The sequence below is a fragment of the Jeotgalibacillus proteolyticus genome, from assembly GCF_050107735.1.
In the GTDB taxonomy this organism is placed as follows: domain Bacteria; phylum Bacillota; class Bacilli; order Bacillales; family Jeotgalibacillaceae; genus Jeotgalibacillus; species Jeotgalibacillus proteolyticus_A.
In genome coordinates this window covers 1-22,777 of record NZ_JBNILO010000015.1, presented here as the reverse complement: position 1 = coordinate 22,777, position 22,777 = coordinate 1, and the positions used below count along the sequence as shown (strand labels likewise).

Here is a 22,777-nt window from a genome sequence, read left to right as displayed (position 1 = left end):
ATTGTTGCTGGAAAATATCAATGGAATGATGAAATGACCATAGGCGAGAAGCAGGAAGTGACGACACTAGTGTCCTGTCCAAACCACCAAGCGTCGTCATTGGGATCTAACTAAAAAAGTTAGAAGAGGAAGTATATTTACTAATTGTATGAGGTGTACGGAGAGCGTCCAGCTGAAGCGAACCGGACCGGTCAAAGAGCCTGAGAAATTTTGTCTCAGGCTCTATTTTTTGACTTAAACCTGTTGAAAAACGAAGTACCTATTCTTTACCTGTCCCACAATTTCCCTTAAACTATCTACTATAATGTCGCAAATAAAGAGGGTTTAATACAATGAAAACAGTACATAGTGATGTTTTGCAGTACCGCGGTACACATTATGATTTTGGCTTTCTTCAGGGTTCGCTGCTGCGGAACTCCCTTACAGTTGAGAACAGGGAAAAACAGTGGAAAGTACGCAAGCCAAGATTTGAAGTGAAAGAAGCAGAAGTGAAAGAAGCCATTACGGCATTCACACCCGGACTATGGGAAGAATTACTCGGAATACGGGACGCCCTGGACTGGTCAATGGGCCGTGTCATGATGGAGTTTGGAGGCTACAGGGTTGATTATAAACGTTCAGGCTGTTCAATTATGACCGGGGATGGCTATATGATAAGGAATTATGACTATATGCCAAAAACTTATGAGGGACGCTTTGTATTTTATCAGCCGACCGACAGCGGCTATGCCACAGCAGGCCCTTCCCAGCGCATTACTGGGCGAATGGATGGAATGAATGAGCACGGTCTTTCCATCGGGTACAATTTTATGAACCGGAAACGGCCCGGAGATGGCTTTATCTGCTGTACAATTGGCAGGATGCTTCTGGAATCATGTGCGAGCGCTGCTGAAGCTGTACAGATGCTGAAAGAAATTCCTCACCGTCACTCATTCAGCTACACAGTATTCGATAAGTCCAACCAGTCCTTTGTGATCGAAACGTCTCCGAGAGGAGTAGAGGTCAGAAGTTCAGACGTATGTACTAATCACTTTGAAATTATGAAGAAAGAAAATCGCTATCATCTTGTGGATTCAATCAAAAGAATGGAGGCAATCCATTCACAGCGCCATGAAGTGACAACCCCATACGGAGCCTTCCGTCTCATGAATGATACGGATAAAGGTGTTTTTTCTAAGCTCTACAAGGATTGGGCAGGAACCATTCACACCTCAGGCTATTTGCCTCGTGAAATGAAAATCTGGTTTGCGCTTGGCGGAGACCAGGAGCCTAATGAATTAAACTTTGGGGAGTGGCTCAATGGCGAAAACATGCAAATTGAAAAAATCACGGGTGAGATTGATACAGATATTCCTTTTGTTCATATCGATAAAGGGGCTTATTGGTCAGCTAAATAAGAATAGTAAAGAACACTTGAATCAGGTGAAAAGAAATGCTTTTAGCGAATTCTGGACTACCAGTATTCTGACTGTTTATCAAATGATCAAGTAATAATAAAAAAGGCTTCGACATAACGTAAAAAGTTTAGAAATAGAAGCATTATATACCGTAAAGTATGAGGTGAGCCGAGCGGAAGGCGGCGGCTCCTGGATAGGACGGTTGCTTGAGTTTTTCAAGGCAGCGCCCAAGAAGCCTCAACCCCCGTCCCTGCTAAAGCGTCAGCCTCCTGAAACGCAGTGAACCGGTCGTAGAGCCTGAGACACTTTTGTCTCAGGCTCTCTTTTGAATCAGCTTAGAAAGTCTCCTGCCACTGCTTCTCCTGCACGAATACCTGAGAGGATGGCGCTTTCGATCCGGGTTCTCCCGCTCGAATCATTTTCTGTGAGAAAACAGTCTCCGGCTAAATAAATCGGCTGCGGATCAAGTTGCATATAGGGGTGTCTAATGACCTCATTAGCTTCAGAATAACGCCAGCGTTTAAGCTGGGAATCTTTAATCTGACTGGTAATAGAAGATGGAAGCGATGAAATCAGTTTCTCCAGTACCTTTTCATCGTTCAAATGAAAATGGCGGTCACTCCAGTCACCAGACATATAGACAGAAAGTATGGGAGCAGCAGAAATTCCTTTTTGATCGTTTGCTACAATTTTATCCACTCCTTCGGGCAGATCCTTTGATCGTATTCCTGAACGTCCAATTTGAGTGGGTGTCTTCATCGAAAGAAGCCCTGTAAAGCACGATTTAAAGCTTATGGACCTCAGCCGCTGTTCTTTTTCTTCGTCAAGCACATGAGGTGATTTCTGCAGAAGTTCCAATGATTGAGGAACAGGGGCTGTAAGAATCACAGCATCACTTTCATAGTATTCTCCTTTTTCTGTATGAACTGTGACACCAATGGGACCTGAAGAAATTTTTACTGCACGCTCATTAAGTTCAATTGGCAGAGAGGAGCAAAGATTTTTTATAAAAGGATTCATCCCATCCACACCTATGTATCTGGGGAAGTCATCTCCAAACCATTTTTTAATCCACCGTTTTTCTAGCCACTCTTCAGTTAGTATCTGCAGTTCTTCTGAGCGGACAGTGAAAAACTGGGCACCATGATCCGCTCTGCCCTCGCCAATTCTTCTGGTGGCCATTCTTCCGCCGGCACTTCTTCCTTTTTCGATGATGATTGTATTGTGACCAAGCTTCTCCAATGTTCTGGCAGCGAATAGTCCGCTTAGACCAGCTCCGATAATTGTCACTTTCACTCTGTCTACATCTCCCTTTTCTTCCCTTTTTGGGCTTGATCCTTATGAGTCTCAATCTTATCAATCCAATGAACTGTGATTGACACCAAAAACTTTCTCTACGTCCACAAGAAAACAGATTCCTTTTCCAGGCTGGTCCAGATTGATCTCCTGGTTAATCTCCTCAATCACCTGATCTGTAATAGCAGAAGGTACAATCGTTAAAATAACATCTTTCTCAGGATCGATGGAAAACTTCATAAAGGTTTGGCGTTCATTCACTCCAGTGCCCCGGCCAGTTAGGATGGTTCCACCTTCGGCCCCTGCGCGTGCAGAGGCCTTGATCACCGATTCAGACTCTCCTGAATTAACAATCGTGATGATCAATTGGTACTGTTTACTGTCATCCTTCACACGAAAAGCTCCTTCCTGATTGGCGCGATCCTGAAGATGGGGCACCCCAAGTAATTTAGATAAATGAATCACAAACCCTATTGTGCCATTGCCCTTTTTTTCAAGATTGATCGCACGAATGCCTGCACGGATAATTTGATCTTCCAGATTTCCGTCATAAGCTGCAAGCACGATGTCTTTTTTATGATCAAGCTTTACACCCAAAAAGCTGTCTTTTTCATTTTTCCCTTTACCATAGCCATATAAAACGGTGGCTCCATCAAGGCCGGCTTTTTTTGCTTCGTGAATAAATGATCGGGAGCTGCCCCGTTTTAAAACAGCTACAAATAATTTATGATTTAAATTCATGCCTTGCTCCCGCCTTTCCTCATGTAAATTTGACCGAGGATCAAAACTGAAATAATTGGGGCAAGCGCGACAAGCGCTATCAAACCAAAGCCGTCAAGAAGAGGATCCCTTCCCTCTGTCACCCCTGCTACTCCTACAGCCATGGAGGTAATAAAGGTCACTGTCATAGGACCCGTTGCCACACCACCTGAATCAAATGCAATTGCCACAAACGTTTTTCTTGAAATAAAGATTAATCCAATTGCGATAATATATCCAGGCAGAATAAGCCACCACAATGAAAATCCGTATAAAATTCTGGCCATGGACAGCGCGATGGAAACCCCGACCCCAATTGAAATCGTGTATAGCATCACATTTTCTGAGATGGAGCCGCCCGTTACTTTATCTACTTCTTCGTTCATGATTCTTACCGCAGGCTCAGCGAATGTAGCCACAAAACCGAGGACGAAGCCGATAGGAATCAAAATCCAGGTATCCGATCTGTCACCTAGTATCTCACCCATCATTTCGCCAACAGGCATAAAGCCAACATGGACGCCCTGCAGGAAAAAAGAAAGACCGAAAAATGTTAGGATAAATCCGTATAGAATTCGAATAAATCGTTCTTTAGTCAAATTCAGCAAAGTGAATTGGAAGAGGGCGAATATTAGCAGCAAAGGAATTAGAGCAAAGGCAACCTCCATCATAATCTCTGAAAAGCCTTCAAATATGACCAGACTCATCCGAAGATCACCCCCAGCACCATAAGGGCGATAATAGGGCCAACTGAAGCTAGACCAATCAAACCGAATCCATCGCTTGACGAGGAGGAACCCGATTTTAAAACAGAGGCCACACCTACCCCGAGTGCCAGAATAAAGGGTACAGCCATAGGTCCTGTGGTTACCCCTCCAGCATCAAATGATATTGGAATAAAGGCCTGCGGAACAAAAGCCGCCAGTATAAAGAGAAGTGTATAACAGCCTGCCAGCAAATAATGAATGGGAATCGAATAAACGGTTCTTGCCATCGCAAGACCCACGAATAAAGAAAGACCTATTGCTACAGAAAGAATTAATATCCAAGATGGGATTGCACCGCTGGAAACATCATCAATTTGTTCTGAAAGCACCCTTACGTCAGGTTCAGCGATAGTTACTGCAAAACCAAGTAAAAGACCAACCCCAATGATCAGCCAGGTCTTTTTCGTTTTAGGAAGCTTTTTACCGATCATTTCTCCAACAGGAAGAAGACCAGCATGAACGCCGAGCAAGAACAGAAAAAATCCAAGACTTACAAACAGAACACCTATAATAAATTGAAGGAAAAGTTCAAGAGGGAGGCGTATTAATGTTACTTGCAGCAATATGACAACGATGGTAATTGGAAAGATTGCTGCAGACACTTCCTTGAAGGTTCCTTTTACTTTATCCATTCGTTCACCTCAAAACTGGTATTTTATAAAAGGAAATGTCAAAAAAATTGAAATCTATTTAAAGTGAATTAATAAAAGTGTATTTGTTTTGTTACTATACCTTCAGAGCAGAAATTGAAACTTCATCAGGTAAAGAAAGGTAAAAGGAATGAAGGGTTACAGCTTAATTCCATGCTTATGGACCCATTAAAATAATGGTTGTGTAAGTATGAAAATGTTTCCCGGGAAATAAGGACCAAATGGAGTTTCATTCGAGACCTTAAAGAAAAGTGAATTTTATGTTATAGATGTGGTCATTCCCAATTAGGAAAGGTATTATAGTAAAGTAGTAACTGAAAAAGCTTTAATAGACTAATGATGCAAGAAAAGGTGACTAATAATGGATTATAATCAAATAAATGTCGGCGGTTTACAGTTTGAATGGAACCTGGATAAGGGACAATTTATATATGAAGGAGAAGATGCAGTTCTTTTCTGGATCTCCAGTGCAATGAAGACGTTCTTTGATACCATTGAAGAAATTTCAGGAGAAGAAGCGTCCAATCTTGTTTTTGAAGCGACAGGCTTCAGACAGGGGTTAGTGGTTGGAGATTATTTTAGTAATATGAAAGAAGTGGGTGTAGAAGAGGCAGCTGCTTTAATCACGAACACATATGCCTCCGCTGGCTGGGGGAAAACCATTATTCAGGATTTAAATTTTGAAACGCAGACATTGACCGTCCTCTTAAAGGACAGCTGGGAGCATAAACTTAACCGAACGCAGGGGAAGACAACAGGAGGAAACTATCTACCCGCTCATTATGCCGGTATTTTCACCGGCATGTTAGGCACAAATATCTGGTACGAGGTAGACTGTTATCAATTAGAAGGAAATGAGTATACAAAGGTGAAGTATTTTCCTTCAAATGTTACGGTTTCAGAAAATATTCACTTGCTCGCACGGAAAAAAGAGTCCCAGCAAATTATTCAGCTTGAGGCGCTGGTGGAGGATAAAACACGGGAGTTAAAGGCACTTGTTAAAGAGCTTTCCTCTCCAATTATTCCGGTGTTGGATGAAGTTGTTGTAGTTCCGCTGCTGGGCACTTACGATGAAGAGCGGTCGGAGGAACTCGTTTTTAAAACGTTGACCAACCTGCCGTCCTACAAAGCCAGCTTTCTTGTTCTTGACCTTACTGGACTCAATAAAAATATAAGCGGACATACAGTAAGTTTAATTGAAAAAATCGGATCTGCCGCAGCTCTTATTGGCACTGACACAATTTTGGTGGGGATCTCAGCAGAATTAAGCATGGTCATTTCTGAATCGGATATTAATTTATCAAAGTTTGATTGCTTTCAAACGCTTCAACACGGCATTCATTATGCATTGGGTGCATCAGGCAGAAGAATCATTTAAGTTATCCGGCCTGCAGCGATAGGTATGCTTGACCATTTAATGAATAACAAAGAATAGTGTAAAGAGGTTGAGACTAATGGGTCCAGCCTTTTTATAGTTTTTTGAAGAATCATAATACAGATAAATCTAAAAATGAAAAGGTTTTCATTCTTTTTTGTCGAAAGGTGTAGGTAAGATGAAAAGGAGGAGATGAATTGAAACGGATTATACGATTTTCAAATTCTATAATGGAAAAATATCTACCGGATCCTTTTTTGTTTGTCCTTATTTTAACGCTTGTAGTCTTTGGGTTTGGGTTAGTATTGACTGGATCCTCACCTGTTGAAATGGTCGGGTATTGGGGAGAGGGTTTTTGGGGGCTTTTAGCGTTTTCCATGCAAATGGTTCTTGTGCTGGTAACAGGTTTTGTTTTAGCGAGCTCACCAATATTTAAAAAAGGACTGGGCAAGCTTGCAGATTACGCTAAATCTCCTGGTAGTGCAATTATCTGGGTAACGCTGGTGTCTCTTGCCGCAAGCTGGATCAACTGGGGTTTCGGGCTGGTCATTGGAGCGCTCTTTGCCAAAGAGCTTGCTAAAAGAGTGGAAAGAGTGGATTACAGACTATTAATTGCCAGTGCTTACTCAGGTTTTATTATCTGGCATGCCGGTTTTTCGGGCTCCATTCCACTGTCCATCGCAACAGATGGACATCCATTTATAGATCAGATCGGCATAATCCCAACAAGCGAGACGATCTTTGCTGCTTATAATGTTTTAATCGTTCTTGTTCTTGTAGCTGTTTTACCCTTATTAAACGTGTTAATGATGCCCAAAAAAGAAGAAACGGTTACCGTGAAGCCGGAGATGCTGGAGGAAGAGACACTGGATGAAACAGCTGCATCTGCTGCTCTCACACCGGCTGAGAAGCTGGAAAACAGCCCGTTATTGTCCGTTATTATAGGAGTGCTTGGAATTTCTTATCTGGTCTACTATTTTGTTCAAAATGGCTTTGCATTAACGCTTGACCTTGTGAATTTCCTCTTTTTGTTTTTGGGTATTCTTTTTCACGGCAATCCGAGAAATTATCTGGCTGCGGTGCAAAATGCAGTTAAAGGTGCTGGAGGAATTATTATTCAATTTCCTTTTTATGCAGGGATTATGGGAATGATGACAGCCTCAGGCTTAGCTGCTTTGATGTCTGAAGCATTTGTGAATATCTCAACTGAAACCACTTTTCCGCTCTTTGCTTTTTTAAGTGCAGGGATAGTGAACTTTTTTGTTCCTTCAGGTGGAGGACAATGGGCTGTGCAGGCGCCTATTATGCTGGATGCGGCACAAACGCTTGGTTCCGATCCGGGCAAAGTAGCAATGGCTGTGGCATGGGGAGATGCGTGGACAAATATGATTCAGCCGTTCTGGGCACTTCCCGCACTGGCAATAGCAGGTCTAAAAGCAAAAGACATCATGGGATTTTGTTTAATTGTTTTATTTGTCAGCGGAGTCATTATCGGAGCAGGACTATTATTTTTATAGAATCTTCAATGTCAAGATCAGCCTCAGCATGCTCGGGCCTGCAAAGAAAGGCAGCGGCTTGTGTTGGAAGAGGAGTGCGGGTAAAATAAATGCAAATGTCAGCTGGCTGGAGGGATTAAGTTGAAAAAAGCATTGATAAACATTGATTACACAAACGATTTTGTAGCAGAGAATGGAGCTTTGACTTGCGGCAGACCGGGTCAGGAGATAGAAGGGAAAATTACAGCGCTGACGAAGCAGTTTTATGACGATGGAAATTATATCGTTTTTGCGATTGATCTGCATGAACAGGAAGACCATCATCATCCTGAAACCGCCCTTTTCCCGGCTCATAATATAAGAGGTACCCAAGGAAGGGGATTATATGGTGCACTTCAGCCTCTGTATGATATGATTCAAGATAACAAAAATGTCCTTTATATCGACAAAACGAGGTATAGTGCTTTTGCTGGAACGAATCTTGAGCAAAAATTGAGGGAGCGTCAGATTGAAGAAGTGCATTTAGCTGGTGTTTGCACCGATATCTGCGTCCTGCATACAGCAGTGGATGCGTATAATAAAGGATTTAAAATTGTAGTCCATAAAGAAGCGGTCGCAAGCTTTAATCCGGCTGGGCATGAGTGGTCGTTACAGCATTTTGCTTTAACGCTTGGAGCGGCTGTGGTTTAAGACGTAATGAAGGAGCTAATGTAAATGACAAGGGATTTTCAAGACGACAGTTTGATGTTACATACTGATTTATATCAAATCAACATGGCTGAAACCTACTGGGAAGATGGAATGCACGAGAGAAAAGCTGTATTTGAGCTTTTCTTCCGGACACTACCTTTTGGCAATGGCTATGCTATATTTGCAGGCCTTGAAAGATGCCTGAAGTATTTAAATGAGTTTAAATTCACAGAAAGTGACCTTGAATACCTGGAAAATGAACTTGGCTACCAAAAGGATTTTATCTCGTATCTGCGTGATATTCGCTTTACCGGTACGGTGCGCTCGATGCAGGAAGGCGAGCTGGTTTTTGCGAATGAGCCGATTATGAGAATCGAAGCGCCGATTATTGAAGCACAGCTTGTCGAAACAGCACTGCTGAACATCGTGAATTATCAGACGCTCATTGCCTCTAAAGCTTCCCGTATTAAACAGGTTGTTAAAGAAGAAACGGTCATGGAGTTTGGGACCAGACGCGCCCATGAAATGGATGCCGCCATCTGGGGAACCAGAGCAGCTTATATCGGGGGATTTGATGCAACGAGCAATGTGCGTGCGGGTAAAATTTTTGGCCTTCCAGTCGCAGGAACTCATTCTCATGCCATGGTGCAGGCTTACAAGGACGAATATACTGCTTTTAAAAAATACGCCAGGCGGCATAAAGACTGTGTATTTTTAGTGGATACGTATAACACATTAAAGTCGGGAGTTCCAATGGCTATTAAGGTAGCGGAGGAACTGGGTGATGAAATTAACTTTGCAGGCGTTCGTCTTGACAGCGGTGATATCGCTTATTTATCAAAAGAAACGAGAAGAATGCTGGATGAAGCAGGATTTACAGATACAAAAATTATTGCTTCAAATGATTTAGATGAGTACACCATCTTAAATTTAAAAGCACAGGGAGCTGTAGTGGACATCTGGGGAATTGGCACCAAGCTGATCACCGCTTATGACCAGCCCGCGCTCGGAGGGGTATACAAACTCGTCTCCATTGAAGATGAACATGGCAAAATGGTGGATACAATAAAAATTTCAAGCAATGCGGAAAAAGTGACTACACCGGGGATCAAGCGGGTGTATCGTATTATAAACAAGCTAAATAATAAATCCGAAGGGGATTATATTACGCTGGAGGGGGAAAACCCTCAGGAAGAAGATCATTTAAAAATGTTTCACCCAGTCCATACTTTCGTTACAAAATTTGTAACCAACTTCGAAGCGCGTGACCTGCATCAGGTCGTGTATGAGAACGGGGAGCCTTGTTACACCACCCCTCCAATCGAAGAAATTAAAGAATATGTAAAGGTGAACCTGGAGCTTCTTTGGGATGAGTACAAGCGGTCAATGAATCCTGAAGAGTATCCTGTCGATCTAAGCCAGAAGTGCTGGGATAACAAGATGCGAAACATTCAGGAAGTTAAACAGTCCATACGAAACGCGGCTCCAAGAGCGTGATACTTCGAACAAATACTACGTTGAGGTGATTGGAAATGGCATCATTACAGCAAAAAATTGTAGAAGAAATGAGTGTTCAGCAGCAAATCAATCCACAGGAAGAAATCCGTAAAAGCATTGATTTCTTAAAGGAATATTTGCAAAAGCATTCATTTTTAAAAGGATTTGTGCTTGGTATCTCAGGCGGACAGGACTCCACTTTAGCAGGTAAACTGGCTCAAATGGCAGTCAATGAATTAAATGACGAAGCTGGAGAGAAAACCTACTCATTTACAGCTGTTCGTTTGCCATATGGTAAGCAGGAAGACGAGCAGGACTGTCAGGATGCCCTTTCTTTTATTGAAGCAGAGGATATTGTAATCGTTGATATTAAGCCTGCAGTGGATGCTAGCGACGCTTCACTTGAAAAGGCGGGTATAGAAATTTCAGATTTTATAAAAGGGAACGAAAAGGCACGTGAGCGAATGAAGGTGCAGTATTCAATTGCAGCCGTCCGCAAGGCAGTAGTGCTTGGCACTGACCATCCAGCTGAAGCCATCACCGGATTTTACACTAAATTCGGTGACGGCGGAGCAGACGTTCTGCCATTGTTCCGCTTGAATAAGCGTCAGGGCAAGCAGCTGTTAAAAGAACTCGGCTGCCCTGAGCATCTTTATAAGAAGCAGCCGACTGCGGATCTTGAGAGCGATCGTCCGATGCTTACCGATGAAGAAGCACTTGGTGTAACGTATGAAGAAATTGATGACTACCTTGAAAACAGAGAGGTAAGTGAAGAGGCCAGAAAAACGATTGAAAAGCATTATCTAACGACTCAGCATAAACGGCATCTTCCGGTCACGATCTTTGATGATTTTTGGAAATGATTTTTGTAAAACGGATTAAATAATGGAGTTATAGGCAATGATTGGGATATCCCCTTTTGTTGTTCATAACTTCCCATTGAACACCAAAACTGCCTGATTGAACGGGGGAATTCACCTCTTCAATCAGGCTTTTTTTGAAAGAGGGAGCTTTTTTATCAAGCATTAAACGAACGTCTTTCTTCTGGGATATAGGTCAATTTTTAAAAATAATTCAGTGCCATATTCGACTTTCATATCATTTGTAAGCCTGACGTATTTCTTATATTCTAAAAATAGCGTATATTGAAAGTATTCATCACATAAATCAATGATTTACTAGAATAGAGTCTTTTACAGAACCTGGCGGGAGGGAATTGAATGTATCATCCGAAACTGGAAATTATTTTGCAAAATATTGAACGTGTCATGATTGGAAAAAGAAATGTGGCTGAATTGAGTGTTGTGGCTTTGCTGGCGCAGGGTCATATACTGCTTGAAGATGTGCCTGGCGTGGGCAAGACTATGATGGTGCGAGCATTGGCAAAGTCCGTTGGGGCAAACTTTACAAGAATTCAATTCACACCGGATTTGCTGCCATCTGACGTTATTGGCGTCTCGATTTACAACCCGAAAGAAATGGAATTTCAATTCAGAGGCGGACCGATCATGGGGAATATTATTTTAGCAGATGAGATTAACCGCACCTCCCCAAAAACACAATCTGCCTTGTTAGAAGGAATGGAAGAAGGAAGCGTCACGGTAGATGGCGTGACCCGTGTGCTTGAAAAACCATTTTTTGTAATGGCTACTCAAAACCCGATCGAGTATGAGGGTACATACCCCCTCCCGGAAGCTCAATTAGACCGGTTTTTATTAAAAATGAAAATGGGTTATCCAACAGCTGAAGAAGAGATGGAAGTACTGAACCGCCTTCAGCATGCACCTCCTATTGACGAGCTCCAGCCTGTCATCTCCCTTGAGGAATTAAAGCAGCTCCAGCGGGAAGTAAGAGAAATCGTCGTGGATGATACGATTAAGAGTTATATTGTTGATCTTGCCGGAAAAACCCGTTCACATGCAAATGTCTACCTCGGTGCATCCCCACGGGGCTCGATAGCGCTGATGAAAGCGTGTCAAGCGTATGCGATGCTTCATGGAAGAGATTACGTAGTGCCTGATGATGTGCAATTCCTGGCTTCTTATATTTTTTCCCACCGCATTATCTTAAAATCGGAAGCAAAATATGAAGGAATCCAGCCTGAGGATGTTATTGAACGGATTGTAGCGCGAACGCGTGTGCCGGTACAAAGGCTTGTGAAGTAATGATGAAAAAATTATGGAACAGTCTGCAGGAAATCAGTAAAGTGCTTCTCTTATTATTGCTCCTTGCAGGAACATTTTCCTATGCCATGTTTCAAGGTGGATTTGTCAGCTGGTTTTTATTTTACAGCTTTTTACCCTTTTCTTTGTATTCGTTCCTCATTATGCTCTACCCGTTAAGCGACTTTAACGTAACGCGAAGCATCCAATCTGAGGAATTAAAAGCAGGGTCCCGCGTTACTGTAACGATTCAGCTTAATAGAAAATTCCCCATCCCCCTTTTCTATTTAGTCGTAGAAGATCAGGTGTCCACCAGTTTCTTTTCAACTGCTGAGATTTCCCAGGTGAAAAAGCTTATTTATCCAGGGTTTAAACAATCCATTAAACTCCAATACGAATTTGAAAATCTGCCTCGGGGAGAACACCATTTTACGAGCACTGATTTGAAAACAGGAGATTTTTTAGGAATCTTCCAAAAGTCAAAAAGGATAGAGGCAGCAGATACGATTTTAGTATACCCATCCTACGTCCAGATGACCTACCAGCCGATTCAGGTGCAATATGATCAAGGTGTTGCTTCAACGGATGTGAAAATTCAACGGGATACGACCATGGCTACGGGTTTAAGAGAATATCAGCCAGGTGACCGGGTGTCATGGATTCACTGGAAATCATTTGCTCGGACAAATGATTTAATGACAAAAGAGTTTGAGGAAAGAAAGTCCCATGACGTATGTTTAATTTTGGATCGTACACCTGCCCCTCTATTTGAGGATCTTGTTTCTTTTACTGCTTCATTAAGCAGGGCAGTATTAAAAAAGGGTGCGCAGGCCGGATATATTTCATCGGGAAATACGGTTCAGCGGGTTCCCGTTAAAAATGGTGATCACCATCAGCGGCAGATCGATTATCAGCTCGCCAAAGTTCAAGCGGATAGTGAAGCACCATTTAATGACGCAATAAAAAAAGAGATTAGCAGAATGTCTCAATCAGTTGTTTTATTAGTGGTTACTTCTTCCTTGACTCGTGAACTTATACAGCAGCTTCACGACTATTCGAGAAACAACAGCGCAGTAGCTGTGTTTCTTGTGAAGGATGCGAAAAATAAAACAAATAACAGTGATGAACAGCAAGTAAAAGCGCTGGCTTCTTCCAAAGGAATTCTGGTAAGAGACTGCTTTGCAGGACATTTTTCAACTGTTTTTGCGGAGGTGAAACAGGCATGAGTAAATCTTCTGGGTGGAATAAGAGTTTATCCCTCGTGCTGTATGTCTTAAGCTTTTTTCTTTTATGGGAGTGGCTTCGGCCTGTTGAGCAATTAACAGATACAAGCTTTGTCTTTTATTTTGTGCTTTTTGCAGGTCTTTCCCTGGGGCTGCATTTTCTCGGCGTCAACTGGAAGCTGTCAGGAATTGTGAAGATCTTGTTTATCTTCATCGTCCTTCAGCGTTTGTATTTTGATGTCTCTTTTCTGGAAGTCAGCACCTGGCTGCCGGCTTTTGCCGTTTCAATTTGGGAAAGTCTCATTTTAACGGTTCAGCAGGATTGGAATGCAGTGAGCAATGTGTATCGCAGTCTCTTATTTTTTGTTTTGCTGTGGCTTACTGCTTATTTGCTTCATTACTGGATTGCTGTACGCAAGCAATTGTTTTTATTCTATGTTTTTACTGTTTTTTACGTTGCTCTTCTGGATACATTCAGCCCTTACGATGGACAGTATTCTATTATAAGAATTATATTAATTGGGTTTGTATTAATGGGACTGCTGACTCTTCAGCGCTTGTTGGACCAGGAGCGTTTAAGCCAGTCTTCGCATCAGATTCAAAAGTGGATTATACCCCTGGTGATAATGGTGGCATTCAGCTCTGTGGCTGCATACGCTGCGCCAAAGGCTGAACCGATCTGGCCGGATCCCGTCCCATTTATCCAATCCTTTTCTGATGGGTCGGGTTCTGGATCAGGCGTTAACCGGTTAGGCTACGGCGTGGATGATTCTTCTCTTGGCGGGTCTTTTATCGGGGATGACACGAAAGTTTTTGATGTCGTAACGGAGGACTCTCAGTACTGGCGAATTGAGATGAAAGACGTCTATACCGGTAAAGGATGGGAAAATTCTGCATCCATAACAGGAGAAGGACCCGGATTTGGGTTAGAAGAAGAAGTACCCTTCCGTCTGTCCAGAATCAATGAGGAGTCTGAGGAAGTAACAGCTGCTCTGGATATTAGTCTGGAATACAATCATCTTGTCTATCCCTATCACCCTGTAAGGCTTGAAAGCGGAGATGCGGATGAATTTATCTATGATTTAGCAAATGAAAAAATCACTTCATTTTCCGGTGAAGAAGAAACCGGACTTGAGTCCTATGAATGGACGTATAAAGAGCCGCAATACAGCCTTACAGCGCTGCGTGAAACGACTGACCTTGGCGACCTGGAAGGAACAGGCGAAATGGATCAGTATTTGCAGCTGCCAGATGAATTGCCGGAACGGGTTTCTGAACTTGCCGAAGAAATCACAGCGGACCACGACAACTGGTATGACAAAGCCAATGCTGTAGAAAGTTATTTTTCTCAAAACGCCTTTACCTACGACCAGTCGGACATTCCTGTCCCAGGGGAGGGGGAGGATTACGTAGATCAATTTTTATTTGAGACGCAGCGAGGCTACTGCGATAATTTTTCTACCTCTATGGTCGTCCTGCTGCGATCGGTTGATATTCCTGCGCGCTGGGTAAAAGGCTATACAGGCGGAGAAGTGGTTGGCCAAACGGATGATGGGTTAAATGAATATGAAGTAACAAACAATAATGCTCATTCATGGGTTGAGGTGTATTTCCCTTCTCTAGGATGGGTGCCATTTGAACCTACCATTGGATTCACGAATAATGTTTCTGTGGATTACGATTTGACCACTGATACTGAAGAAAATGATCAGGAAGAAACACCAGTGCCGGAAGAAGAAGAAAATGAAGAAACCCCGGCACCTATTCAGGATGAAGAAGTAACGGATGAAGAGACTGCTGATGAAAATGGCAGTCCGGCAGCTTCTTTCTGGCAGAGGGTTCAAACTGCCCTTTCGGAAAATATAGGAATTGTGATCGTATCAGGTGCGGCCAATTTATTACTCGGAATTCTGTTATACCGGATGCGTTTTCGGTGGCTGCCGAGACTGCTGATCCTGTACTACACTGTAAAAAAAGATGATGAAACATTCACTAAGGCTTATATGTCACTGCTGAAGCAGCTTCATCGTTTTGGATTAAAAAGAAATGAAGACCAGACCCTAAGAGCCTATGCAAAAGAAGTCGACCGTTTTTTCAATACGAAAGAAATGAGTCATTTAACTTCTCAATATGAACGCATTTTGTATAGAAAAGAAGGGCAGCAGGAGAAATGGCAGGATATGCGTGAATTGTGGGAAAATTTAATTAAACGTACAACCGGTTGACCGCCGTCCTGACAGGCGTTAAAATGATAAAAATTAAGAGAAACAGAATATACCCCTTCATATATGTTCGATAATACGGTTCGAATGTTTCTACCAAATCACCTTAAATGATTTGACTATGAAGGTGGTCTTTTTGCATAAGTGTCGAAATTTGACTCTCTTTGGCATAAGGCCGCCTTTTAAGAACAAAAGAACGCTGAAGGGAAAAAGAACCTGCTCTTTTTCACGCATGCGTTCTTTTTTCTATTCTGTTTTTAAAATAAACTATAATCCTATGAGGTGACATGATGCTAGGTAAGGAAGAATTGCTTAATCAGGAAATGATTGTTGTACTGGATTTCGGCAGTCAATACAATCAATTAATTACACGCAGGATTCGTGAATTTGGTGTTTACAGTGAGCTGCATCCTCATACATTAACAGCTGAAGAAATAAAAGAAATGAATCCGTCAGGCATCATCCTTTCGGGTGGTCCTAATTCGGTTTATGATGAGAATTCATTCCGGGCAGATGAACGTATATTTGACCTTGGAATACCTGTTCTCGGCATCTGCTACGGCATGCAGCTTATGACGATGCACTTTGGCGGAAAAGTGGAAAAAGCAAGAAATCGTGAGTATGGAAAAGCAGAAATCAATGTTCAGGAAGCAAAAGGATTGTTTAAAGGTCTTCCAGTTAATCAGCTTGTATGGATGAGCCACGGCGATTTGGTAGTGGAAGCCCCTGAATCATTTGATGTTGTTGCGACCAACGCCTCCTGTCCGATTGCTTCTATCAGCAATGAAGACAAGAAGATGTTTGCTGTTCAATTCCACCCCGAAGTACGCCACTCTGTTCATGGCAATGACATGCTGAAAAACTTTGTATTTGATGCATGCGGCTGTAAAGGCGAATGGTCGATGGAAAATTATATTGAAATCGAAATCGAAAAAATCCGCAATGAAGTAGGAGACCGCAAAGTTCTTTGTGCATTAAGCGGGGGTGTGGATTCGTCCGTTGTAGCGGTGCTGATTCATAAAGCGATTGGAGATCAATTAACCTGTATGTTTGTCGATCACGGACTTCTTCGAAAAGGAGAAGCGGACAGCGTGATGAAGACATTTGCAGATGGCTTTAATATGAATGTGATCAAAATCGATGCGCAGGAGCGTTTTCTTTCCAAGCTTAAAGGTGTATCAGATCCTGAACAAAAGCGGAAAATCATCGGCAATGAATTTATTTATGTGTTTGATGATGAAGCCAAAAAACTGGATGGCTTTGATTTCCTTGCACAAGGAACGCTGTACACCGATATCATTGAAAGCGGAACAGCCACTGCTCAAACGATAAAATCCCACCACAATGTAGGCGGCTTGCCTGAGGATATGGAATTTTCCTTAATTGAACCATTAAATACATTGTTTAAGGATGAAGTCAGGGTGCTGGGAAGCGAGCTTGGAATTCCTGATGATATCGTGTGGCGTCAGCCATTCCCAGGTCCTGGTCTTGGGATCCGGGTGCTTGGTGAGATTTCCGATGAAAAGCTTGAAATTGTGCGCGAATCAGATTGGATTCTGCGGGAAGAGATTAAAAAAGCAGGTCTTGACCGCGACATCTGGCAATACTTTACTGTGCTGCCTGACATCAGAAGTGTAGGTGTAATGGGAGATGCACGAACGTATGATTATGCGATCGGCATTCGCGCTGTTACGTCTATCGACGGCATGACATCAGACTGGGCGCGTATTCCGTGGGATGTTCTGGAGAAAATCTCAGTCCGCCTTGTAAATGAGGTCAACTCAATCAATCGGGTTCTCTATGATGTAACGAGCAAGCCGCCTTCCACAATCGAATGGGAATAGGCGAATATTAACAACGCTTAACGGTAATAATGTTCGTATTTTATATTGACCTTCCGGATGAAGGTTGCTACAATATATGTAGATTAATTAAATAGCATTTGTCGTATAACGTCGGGAATAGGGCCCGAAAGTTTCTACCAAGCCACCGTAAATGGCTTGACTACGAGGTATTGAATAAGCTATGCAGAGTATCTAACTTTCTTTCTGCAGGCTCATTATTCTTATCGACACAGTCAGCCCCTAGACGACATTATCGTTTGGGGGCTTTTTTCGTTATACGGCTAGAACGTTAGCTGGAGGGAAAAGAATATGAAGAAATATTTTCAATTTGAAGAACTGGGAACAAGCTACCGTCAAGAGTTTATAGGTGGACTGACTACATTTCTTGCCATGGCGTATATTTTGGTAGTTAATCCGATTACTCTTACATTAATGGACGTGGAGGGACTTCCGGATGCCCTGCGCATGGATTATGGGGCAGTATTTGTTGCCACAGCACTAGCTGCTGCAATCGGCTCACTTGTGATGGGTGTTATTGCTAAATATCCAATTGCACTTGCTCCGGGCATGGGTCTGAATGCGTTTTTTGCCTACTCCGTCGTACTTACTCAAGGAATTCCTTGGGAGACAGCCCTAACAGGCGTTTTATTATCAGGACTTATTTTTATGGTATTAACTTTAACCGGCGTCAGAGAAAAAATAATTAACGCTATTCCTGCAGAACTGAAATTTGCTGTAGGAGCCGGAATCGGACTTTTTATTACTTTTATAGGAATGCAAAATGCAGGAATTATTGTAGGCGATGAAAACACAATGGTTGCTTTAGGTGACCTCACGCAAGGCAGTACACTTCTAGCGGTTTTTGGTATTTTTATCACGGTTATTTTAATGACCCGTAAAATTAAAGGCGGTATTTTCTTTGGGCTTGTCATTACAGCGATCGTCGGATGGATGGTCGGATTAATTAATACTCCAAGCGGCATAATAGAACCAGCTCCTAGTCTTGCACCTACATTTGGTGCAGCGCTTGAACCGATTTTTTCTTCTCCGGGTGAGCTGTTTACGCTGCAAATATTGGTCGTTGTCCTGACTTTTCTTTTCGTCGATTTCTTTGATACAGCAGGTACACTGGTCGCTGTTACTAATCAGGCAGGTTTAATGAAAGATAACAAGCTGCCTCGTGCGAATCGAGCTTTATTTGCAGATTCGACCGCAACGGTTTTTGGTGCAGTACTGGGGACATCAACAACCACTTCTTACATCGAGTCCTCTTCAGGTGTGGCAGCAGGCGCCCGATCAGGTTTTGCATCAGTGGTTACTGCCGTTCTTTTCGTTTTATCCATCTTCTTTTTCCCGCTGCTTGAAGTAATAACAAGTGCGGTTACTGCACCTGCTTTGATTATTGTAGGGGTACTGATGGTTGCAGCACTCGGAAAGATTGACTGGACCAGATTTGAAATTGCTGTTCCTGCATTTCTGACAATCATTACAATGCCGTTAACTTACAGCATTGCAACCGGAATTGCTATCGGATTCATTTTCTACCCGATTACTATGATCGTCAGCGGAAAAGCCAAGCAAATTCATCCAATTATGTATGGATTATTTATAATCTTTATTCTTTACTTCCTATTCCTTTCATAATAAGCTAAAAAAGAAGCCAAACTCGGCTTCTTTTTTTAATGATCTGAGAATGACTGTGAATAAAATGGTTCCTTTATTACGGTATTTCAGAAAATCATTTATTATAATGGGAAGTGACCGCTCGATGGCGTTTAAAATAAAGAAAATACTTAATAATAATGTTCTGATTGCCCAGAGTGAACAGGAAGCAGAAGTTGTCCTGATTGGGAAAGGGATTGGGTTTAAGCGCCAGGTAAACGCTTTGATTAAACAATCTGAAGTAGAAAAGCTATTTGTTCTGCGCGATCAGTCTGAGCAGGAGCAATTTAAAAAATTACTGCCATATATAAAGGAAGATTTGCTGAAGGTAATTATCTCCTCTATCGAATTGATCCGGGAGAGAACAGAAGGTTTTTTAAATGAACACATTCATGTGGCACTAACAGACCATCTCGTTTTCGCGGTAAATCGTTTGATGAGGGGCATGGCAATCTCCAACCCTTTTTTACTTGAAACTAAGGCATTGTACCCTTATGAATATGAAATTGCCAAGGAAGTTGTAAAGCTGTTTAATGAACGGGCTCATATCTATCTTCCTGAAGGAGAAATCGGTTTTATCGCCCTCCATATTCACAGTGCAATGGTCAACCGCGACATTCATGAAATTAATACGCATTCTCAAATGATCGGCAAATTGATTCAAATCATTGAGCAGCAGTTTGACGTGCAAATTGATCGTGAGAGTATTGATTATATGCGGCTGGTCCGCCATTTAAGATACACTATTGAAAGGGTGTTGAGAGGAGAAAAAGTAGAAGAACCGGAAAAAATAGCTTCCTTGTTGAAATCTGAATATCCCATATGCTATAATCTTTCGTGGAAGCTGATTAAGATTATGCAGCAAACACTAAAACAACCTGTATATGAAGCTGAAGCAGTTTATCTGACTATGCATCTGCAGCGAATTCAAAACAAAATGAAATAATCGTATACTATTCTTTACGTGTTACTGATTCGATCAGGCATGAGTAAAGAAGAACATGAATGGGGATAGGCGCCTGGCGCTTGTCTAATTTTCGTGAACTTCTCTGCTCATGTCTTTTTTGTTTGTCTTCTCTTAATCAGCAAAAATAATATTTAGGAGGATCCGTATGTTTAAGAAACTTTTTGGTTCTTTGCAAAAAATCGGGAAGGCATTAATGCTTCCTGTAGCAATACTTCCGGCAGCCGGTTTATTGCTTGCATTTGGTAATGCTTTGCAAAATGATACCTTGATTAATATCGCCCCTTTTCTAACTGCAGGGTGGATAGAAGTAGTCGCAAGTGTAATGGAAGAGTCAGGAGGAATTGTATTTGATAATCTTCCGCTGCTGTTCGCTGTAGGAGTCGCAATCGGTCTCGCTGGAGGAGACGGGGTAGCGGGGATCGCTGCAATTATAGGTTACCTGATCATGAATGCTACGATGGGAACTGTGCTGGGTCTTGATATTCAGCAGGTTACCGGTGATAGCGTGGACCCTGCCAATGCACTGGTTCTTGGTATTCCCACTTTGCAGAGCGGGGTTTTCGGCGGGATTATTGTAGGCTCACTTGCAGCTTATATGTATAATCGATTTTACGATATTGAATTACCTACGTACCTGGGATTCTTTGCAGGAAAACGTTTTGTTCCTATCGCTACGGCTGGTTCAGCTGTAATTTTGGGACTTTTAATGCTGGTGGTGTGGCCATCTATCCAGGATGCATTAAATTACTTTTCAAACAGTTTACTCAGCGTCAATATGGCGTTGTCGGCCTTTGTTTTCGGCGTCATCGAACGAGCATTAATACCTTTTGGGCTTCATCATATTTTCTATACCCCATTTTGGTTTGAATTTGGATCCTATGTGAATAATGCAGGTGAAACCATCCGGGGAGATAACTACATTTTCCAGGCTCAAATTAAAGACAACGTACAGGATTTAACAGCGGGTACTTTTATGGCAGGAAAATATCCCTTCATGATGTTTGGACTTCCTGCTGCAGCACTCGCGATTTATCATGAAGCGCGTAAAGAAAAGAAAAAGCTTGTGGCTGGGATCATGGGTTCCGCTGCATTGACTTCTTTCTTAACTGGGATTACAGAGCCAATCGAATTTGCCTTTTTATTTGTAGCGCCTATTCTATTTGCTGTCCATGCCCTTTTTGCCGGACTATCGTTTTTAACGATGCATCTTTTAGATGTGAAAATCGGGATGACGTTTTCCGGAGGATTGATAGATTTTCTTCTATTTGGAACGCTGAACCCGCAAACAAACTGGTGGCTTGTTCTTCCAGTAGGAGCAGTATTTGCGGTAATCTATTACTTCGGTTTCAGGTTTGCCATTCGTAAATTTAATCTTGCTACACCGGGAAGAGAAGTAGATGAAGATGGAAATGATGAAGCAAAACCGGCTTCTTCGAAATCAGATTTGCCTTATGATATTTTAGAAGCATTCGGAGGATCTGCAAATATTTCAAACCTTGATGCTTGTATTACGAGACTCCGTATTCAAGTAAACGAACCATCACAAGTTGACAAAAAAGAACTAAAAAGATTGGGTGCTGCTGGTGTACTTGAAGTCGGGAACAACGTCCAGGCAATTTTTGGACCCCGCTCAGATAGCTTGAAGCATCAAATGAAAGATATTATAGAAGGAAAATCTCCAAGGCCGGCTAAAGTGAACCCTTCAGAAGAAGTGGAAAAAGAAATTGAGCAAACGTCTCCTGCAGCTCTTCAAAATGCAGAGCAATCTCATTCTTTTGTTTCTCCATTGACCGGACGGGCAGTATCTATAACGGAAGTTCCGGATCAGGTATTCTCCGGTAAAATGATGGGAGACGGCTTTGCCATCATTCCATCAGCGGGTGAAGTTTACTCGCCTGTAAATGGTAAAATCGTTAATGTATCGCCTACAAAGCATGCTGTTGGGATAGAGTCTGACAATGGCAGAGAAATCCTAATTCATTTCGGCATCGACACGGTTAAATTAAATGGAGAAGGCTTTGAAACACATGTGAGTGAAGGCGACACTGTCAAAGCTGGAGATTTGCTTTTGACTGTAGACCTGGAATCAGTTGCGGATAAAGTTCCTTCCATAATGACTCCGGTTATCTTTACGAATCTCGTAAATGGAGAAGAAGTAAAGGTAATAAAAGAGAGCGTCGCTAAGGGTGATGCAGATATAATTGAAATTAGCTAGCAGTTCGAAAATAATCGTAATGTAAATAGAATTGCACAAGTAGAGGAGCTTGGGACAAATATGTCTCAGGCTCCTACTCGTTTATTTCGCTCTACCTGTTAAACTTTCAGATCTTTTTTCTTATTTGAAAGCTTAAAGCAATGGACTTATGAAGATTATAAAAATATTATTGATTTTTAGTTGCAATATTCTGAATAATAGATTATAATAAATCCACTACCAAAATATTGACGAAGATAAAGGAGATGTGGTAAATTAATAAAGCTCTCGTAATGGAGCACTCAAGATAATAGATTATGAAGGTCTTTTTGTTTTCTCATTTTTGGGTAACTGTTTAAGGGGATCAAAAAGAATTTTAAAAATGTGTTTACAAACATATCGTGAGAATGATATGATAATAAAGTCGCTTGAGAGAGTGGCGCAAACGAAACACCTTGAACCTTGAAAACTAAACAACCAAAAACGTCAACGTTAGTACAAGATTTACAAGAAACACTATGAGCTTTATCAAACACTTTACGGAGAGTTTGATCCTGGCTCAGGACGAACGCTGGC

At 42.0% G+C, this 22,777-nt stretch carries 18 protein-coding genes and 2 riboswitches; of the genes, 13 read left to right on the top strand and 5 right to left on the bottom strand.

What is annotated here, in order from left to right:
* The first annotated feature begins 332 nt into the window (after positions 1 to 332).
* Entirely contained in the window at positions 333 to 1,397 is a 1,065-nt protein-coding gene (locus ACQCT8_RS17535; protein WP_426873288.1) for a C45 family autoproteolytic acyltransferase/hydolase, read from the top strand.
* 330 nt (positions 1,398 to 1,727) lie between these two features.
* Here the strand turns inward: ACQCT8_RS17535 and ACQCT8_RS17530 are convergent, their stop codons facing one another.
* From ACQCT8_RS17530 to ACQCT8_RS17515, 4 genes are read right to left on the bottom strand one after another with little or no spacing between them, the layout of a single operon-like run.
* Entirely contained in the window at positions 1,728 to 2,693 is a 966-nt protein-coding gene (locus tag ACQCT8_RS17530) for an NAD(P)/FAD-dependent oxidoreductase (RefSeq protein ID WP_426873286.1), read from the bottom strand.
* A gap of 60 nt (positions 2,694 to 2,753) precedes the next feature.
* Positions 2,754 to 3,434: a P-II family nitrogen regulator gene (locus ACQCT8_RS17525; protein WP_426873284.1), complete on the bottom strand. Its 681-nt coding sequence runs from the start codon at positions 3,432 to 3,434 to the stop codon at positions 2,754 to 2,756.
* Positions 3,431 to 4,159 carry a DUF1538 domain-containing protein gene (locus tag ACQCT8_RS17520; RefSeq protein WP_426873283.1) on the bottom strand — a complete coding sequence of 243 codons (729 nt, stop codon included), beginning with the start codon at positions 4,157 to 4,159 and terminating at the stop codon, positions 3,431 to 3,433. The genes ACQCT8_RS17525 and ACQCT8_RS17520 overlap by 4 nt, the downstream gene beginning before the upstream one ends.
* Positions 4,156 to 4,851, bottom strand: a complete 696-nt coding sequence (locus tag ACQCT8_RS17515) for a DUF1538 domain-containing protein (RefSeq protein ID WP_426873281.1) — start codon at positions 4,849 to 4,851, stop codon at positions 4,156 to 4,158. Before ACQCT8_RS17515 ends, ACQCT8_RS17520 begins: the two co-directional genes overlap by 4 nt.
* 379 nt (positions 4,852 to 5,230) lie before the next feature.
* Between ACQCT8_RS17515 and ACQCT8_RS17510 the strand changes: the two genes are divergently transcribed.
* From ACQCT8_RS17510 to ptsG, 12 genes are all read left to right on the top strand, one after another.
* Positions 5,231 to 6,247: an STAS domain-containing protein gene (locus ACQCT8_RS17510; RefSeq protein WP_426873279.1), complete on the top strand. Its 1,017-nt coding sequence runs from the start codon at positions 5,231 to 5,233 to the stop codon at positions 6,245 to 6,247.
* A 194-nt stretch (positions 6,248 to 6,441) separates the two neighbouring features.
* Positions 6,442 to 7,761, top strand: coding sequence for a short-chain fatty acid transporter (locus ACQCT8_RS17505; protein ID WP_426873277.1), 1,320 nt, complete (start codon positions 6,442 to 6,444; stop codon positions 7,759 to 7,761).
* A 120-nt stretch (positions 7,762 to 7,881) separates the two neighbouring features.
* Positions 7,882 to 8,430, top strand: coding sequence for a cysteine hydrolase family protein (locus tag ACQCT8_RS17500; protein WP_426873275.1), 549 nt, complete (start codon positions 7,882 to 7,884; stop codon positions 8,428 to 8,430).
* Positions 8,431 to 8,454: 24 nt separating this feature from the next.
* Entirely contained in the window at positions 8,455 to 9,927 is a 1,473-nt protein-coding gene (locus tag ACQCT8_RS17495) for a nicotinate phosphoribosyltransferase (protein ID WP_426873273.1), read from the top strand.
* 35 nt (positions 9,928 to 9,962) lie between these two features.
* Positions 9,963 to 10,790 carry an ammonia-dependent NAD(+) synthetase gene (nadE, locus tag ACQCT8_RS17490; RefSeq protein WP_426873271.1) on the top strand — a complete coding sequence of 276 codons (828 nt, stop codon included), beginning with the start codon at positions 9,963 to 9,965 and terminating at the stop codon, positions 10,788 to 10,790.
* Between the two features lie 357 nt (positions 10,791 to 11,147).
* Positions 11,148 to 12,092 carry an AAA family ATPase gene (locus ACQCT8_RS17485; protein WP_426873269.1) on the top strand — a complete coding sequence of 315 codons (945 nt, stop codon included), beginning with the start codon at positions 11,148 to 11,150 and terminating at the stop codon, positions 12,090 to 12,092.
* Positions 12,092 to 13,315, top strand: coding sequence for a DUF58 domain-containing protein (locus tag ACQCT8_RS17480; RefSeq protein WP_426873267.1), 1,224 nt, complete (start codon positions 12,092 to 12,094; stop codon positions 13,313 to 13,315). The genes ACQCT8_RS17485 and ACQCT8_RS17480 overlap by 1 nt, the downstream gene beginning before the upstream one ends.
* Positions 13,312 to 15,537: a transglutaminase TgpA family protein gene (locus ACQCT8_RS17475; RefSeq protein ID WP_426873265.1), complete on the top strand. Its 2,226-nt coding sequence runs from the start codon at positions 13,312 to 13,314 to the stop codon at positions 15,535 to 15,537. The genes ACQCT8_RS17480 and ACQCT8_RS17475 overlap by 4 nt, the downstream gene beginning before the upstream one ends.
* A 37-nt stretch (positions 15,538 to 15,574) precedes the next feature.
* Positions 15,575 to 15,676: riboswitch (purine riboswitch) on the top strand.
* 148 nt (positions 15,677 to 15,824) lie between these two features.
* Positions 15,825 to 17,378, top strand: a complete 1,554-nt coding sequence (gene guaA / locus ACQCT8_RS17470; protein WP_426873263.1) for a glutamine-hydrolyzing GMP synthase — start codon at positions 15,825 to 15,827, stop codon at positions 17,376 to 17,378.
* A gap of 81 nt (positions 17,379 to 17,459) precedes the next feature.
* A riboswitch (purine riboswitch) is annotated at positions 17,460 to 17,561 on the top strand.
* Positions 17,562 to 17,687: 126 nt separating this feature from the next.
* Positions 17,688 to 19,022, top strand: a complete 1,335-nt coding sequence (locus ACQCT8_RS17465; protein ID WP_426873262.1) for an NCS2 family permease — start codon at positions 17,688 to 17,690, stop codon at positions 19,020 to 19,022.
* Between the two features lie 124 nt (positions 19,023 to 19,146).
* Complete coding sequence (glcT, locus tag ACQCT8_RS17460; protein WP_426873261.1) at positions 19,147 to 19,986, top strand: glucose PTS transporter transcription antiterminator GlcT; 840 nt, start codon at positions 19,147 to 19,149, stop codon at positions 19,984 to 19,986.
* Positions 19,987 to 20,152: 166 nt separating this feature from the next.
* Positions 20,153 to 22,222, top strand: a complete 2,070-nt coding sequence (ptsG, locus tag ACQCT8_RS17455; RefSeq protein WP_426873260.1) for a glucose-specific PTS transporter subunit IIBC — start codon at positions 20,153 to 20,155, stop codon at positions 22,220 to 22,222.
* A 281-nt stretch (positions 22,223 to 22,503) separates the two neighbouring features.
* On the opposite strand, the gene ACQCT8_RS17450 is transcribed toward ptsG, so the two are convergent.
* Positions 22,504 to 22,777 (bottom strand): hypothetical protein (locus tag ACQCT8_RS17450; protein ID WP_426873258.1); only part of this gene is annotated, 274 nt, incomplete at its 5' end.